At 32.2% G+C, this 3834-nt stretch carries 4 protein-coding genes; all 4 read right to left on the reverse strand.

The genetic code is table 11. From position 1 onward, the window contains the following. On the reverse strand, nucleotides 1-370 hold a 370-nt coding region (locus G468_RS23995), incomplete at its 3' end, for a hypothetical protein (RefSeq protein ID WP_211229681.1). Nucleotides 371-702: 332 nt separating this feature from the next. Then, a complete protein-coding gene (locus G468_RS0116460) occupies nucleotides 703-1449 on the reverse strand; it encodes a hypothetical protein (RefSeq protein WP_026823971.1) in 747 nt (248 codons plus the stop codon). 69 nt (nucleotides 1450-1518) lie between these two features. Beyond that, the gene (locus G468_RS22640) at nucleotides 1519-3192 is read right to left on the reverse strand and encodes a hypothetical protein (RefSeq protein ID WP_051297170.1); all 1674 of its coding nucleotides are present in this window, start codon (nucleotides 3190-3192) and stop codon (nucleotides 1519-1521) included. Then, a complete protein-coding gene (locus G468_RS0116470; RefSeq protein WP_026823972.1) occupies nucleotides 3179-3736 on the reverse strand; it encodes a hypothetical protein in 558 nt (185 codons plus the stop codon). The genes G468_RS22640 and G468_RS0116470 overlap by 14 nt, the downstream gene beginning before the upstream one ends. Nucleotides 3737-3834 lie beyond the last annotated feature (98 nt).

Raw genomic sequence — 3834 nt, forward strand, 5'->3', positions numbered from 1 at the left:
TTGGTGACGTCGTTACAGGCTGCGTAGTTGGTGACGTCGTTACAGGCTGCGTAGTTGGTGACGTCGTTACAGGCTGTGTAGTTGGTGACGTCGTTGAGGTGACAACAGGCTGCGATGATGTCGGTGTCGTATGTATAACCTCATAATTTAAATCTACACCAGGCCTCTTAATCGTTACATGTGAAGTTGGTGACATCGTTGTGCTATGCGAAGTCGGCAATGTCGTTGTGGTCTCTGTAGCGGGTAATGGGGTTGACCTATCAGAAGAATTAACAGTAGAGACTTGATCTGAAGTAGGTAATGTATACCGAGTATCCGATTGCTTGGAATTATTGTAATTTATCCTAACATGCGTATAACTTCCCCCCATATCCCCTCCTATTCTTAGATGTTAATTTTTTTAACAAACCATAATAGTTTATAACATTACTTTATTTTTACAAATTCACCGCCACCTACTTGCTTATTTTTAAATATCACTCAATTCGCCAATAATAGAAAAATTAAGAAATTGGTAAAATACCAACCGAAATAAAATTAGCAAAAATAGCTATTGAAAAGCCACCTCTACTTATTGAATATAAAAAACACAGACTATTATTTGATATAACGAAATAAATAAAGTCTGAGTTATCATTTTAATTAGTCCTGTTATCAGCAAATTTAATTATGTATACAATCAGTAAATTATCCTTGTCTTTACTAATGTTCCTCTTTTGACAATAATTGATTTAATAAATCAAATGAAGAATGACTTAATGAAAGAATTTCTATTATTAACTCAATAAAATTTTGTTGAGTCATTTCTTGGGAAGTAAATGACCTTATTAAAGATTTTAGCTCCATAAGTGCTTGAGGATATATTCTTCCATCATGCGAAATATATTCTGGATGTAATTCTAAAAAATCCTCTTCATTGATTTTCTTTAATATCAATCTCGCCGCGTCATAGATCAATTGTATTAACAAATATTCTGGTTTAGGTAAATTTAGATGCCTTTCTGCTTTAGCAGAAATGATTTTTTGATTTTGATATAATCCAGCTAAGTCTTTGTAAAATTTATTATTTCTTATATGCTGTTCATCAGCTAAAACTAACTTATTCGGTTCATATATTTTAGGTTTTGTCATCCATTCTTCTTTAGGATCCTCAAACGTTTTGCTCATTGAAAAAGGATAAGCGATTACTTTTTTGTCAAATATATTAGCTAATTTTTGTCCTAAAGACTGGCTACCAAAGGTACTAAAACAAGATTGTAACTCTATCGTATCTATTTTTTGTAAATCAATCGAGTTCGTTTCCTGCATTGATAATCCTTTAATAACATTGGCCAGCTCTAATGCATCCATATCATTAACAATTGATGGTGCTCCTTGCACCTTAATAAGTAATTTATTGCCATCCACCGTAAAGAGAGAACCTTTACCTAATAAAGCGCTTTGTCGCATGGATTTTAGATTGATTTGTCCAATAGTTACCTGCTGATCATCAGATTTGTTATTAAAAAAATTATTAAATTAGCTGGGAGAAATGAGTTCATTATCATATTTAGACGTTTTTTCTAAATGTTCAGAAAATAGCGTAATGAAACCTTTTTTTCCAATACTCATCATTATATAGCTAACTTGATAATCGGTTTTGTGAAAAATAACCAAAGTACCTGATGATAATGCAGTCAATTGATTAACATCACTAATTTTTTCTTTATTAGTTATCACATCATTAATTGTTGTTTTAGAATTGTCAGAGTCGCGCAATATTTCGATTGTGTCACTAAAAATTAAAGCTTGTTCAGGAGATAACTCGCCAGACTTTTGTAAAATAAGCGAAATAAAGCTGGGTGTGTTTTTTATTTTTTTCCCATCGGCTAAATATTTATAAACAGTCGTTAATAACGAAGAATCTTGTTCCGACGAATCTTTTGGATAACCAGCATAAACAAAATATTTTGGTATAGTTAATGGATTTAATAATTTTAATGTTTTTCCTGTAATAAGAGGAATGAGTTGCTCCGCCATAAGAAATTGCATTCCATCATCTAAACTAGGATCTAGCGCATTACTTGCCATAGTGGCAAATCGCCCATTTCCAAGGCTAACCATTGTATGAACCCGTGATTTATTTTTATAGACTAATTCAGAATCATTATCGCTAAAAACAACCAATTCTCCTTTTTTAAGCTGTAATAGTTGATCGATTGTGGTAATTTGATGGGCTTGTTCAATTAGTTCATTAAGTTGTTCATATCTGCTTGATCCTGCTTGTTGAGATATATTCTTTAATCTATCAATTAATTTTGTTTTTTGCGCCTCATTAATTAGACCGCTATGCTGTAATATTTCAGCAGTAAAAGTAAAATTATCCTTAATTGGCAGATCTGTTGTTGCGATTTGATATATTTGATCGCGTATTGTCGGGGTCGCATTTGAATCAATATTTGGTAATTCTATTAAATCATTTTGATTAATATCTTTTTTTACTGTCTTCCAATACCAAGGTGGTGTAATTAGAATTTTTTCACCATCGATAATTTCATTAGGCGCATGCCCTGGGTAGGCGTTATAGACATCTGAAGCTCTATTTGCAGTGTTAAAATCTTTGTATTTAATTAATTTATTGCTCCCTGCAGCAATATATCTTTTTCCCCATTCGGTTTCCTCTAAAATAAGAGGCGCATTTAGACTAGGCATTCCCTCATTTGCAAACTGATGGGCAGTCAAATCAAATACATAATTTTTATCGTTTTTTTTGCCTAAAACAACAAAGTGATTTAACGGCATTTCATCAGTTGCATCATCCCAAATATAAATCCCTCGGTATTTAATGTTAGTCATATCGTGATTAGCCATAAAATTTGCTACAGGTTCCATTAATGATTCGCATTGTCCGATTGGACTAGTAATTTTTTTATTAATCGTATCATCAGCTTTCAGTTGAGCGAGATATTCCACTGATGGAATGTCATTGGTTAGATTATCGGGGTTAATCCTAGACAGCATTTTTATCTCAAAACGATTTTCAAGTTCATTAGGCTCAAGCTTTAATATTTTGCTGCTTTGCTGTAACTGATCATTTTTTGAAAAATTTTTTATTGCATCATTAATATGCAAGCTTTTTTTTATAAATTTATTCTTTAGGTAAAGCTTTATTGATTTTGCTAATGTTTTACTTGCAACTTCAGAGAGATTCACCAAGTAATTCGGCGACAATATTAATGATTCCCTCTTTTAAATAAAGATAATATTCGTCTGATGTATCACTAATCGCTGCCTGAAAAAAAGAAGGCGATGCCGCCAAAATACTTTGATATGCTACCCCTGTGATTGACCCGATTAAAAGGGTTGGCGGAGAAAAATATACCTCAATATCTTTAAATCGTTCAAATAATTCAAATAATAATGCCTCATTAGGAGAACGTACTAATATATCCGCTTCTTCAATATTAAATGTTAGAATATTTTCATATAAATAAGAGTAATCCCGTTCTTTTTTAATTAATTTCATAGTAGAAATATTGGGATCGCTATAATTACTAAAATGATTTTTAAACCATACTTTTAACATTATATTATTATCAATTTTCATTTTCATATCACGAAAAGAAGCAAATTTAAGACGTTCACCCGTTAAAATTGAAACGACGTCAATCGGTGTATCTATTGGATTAATTTTGTCATTAATAATATCATTTCCCGTTCTAGGTCCCCTATTTTTATCTGCAAAAAAAAGCAACAATGGGCTAGGCTGTGTCCCTTAATTGCGTAATCGGCGGTAAAACAAGCGAATGCAGCCCAGTTTCACCATTGCTAGATAGTTTCTTGCCGTTTTTTCAT

The sequence above is a fragment of the Arsenophonus nasoniae DSM 15247 genome, assembly GCF_000429565.1.
GTDB lineage: Bacteria > Pseudomonadota > Gammaproteobacteria > Enterobacterales > Enterobacteriaceae > Arsenophonus > Arsenophonus nasoniae.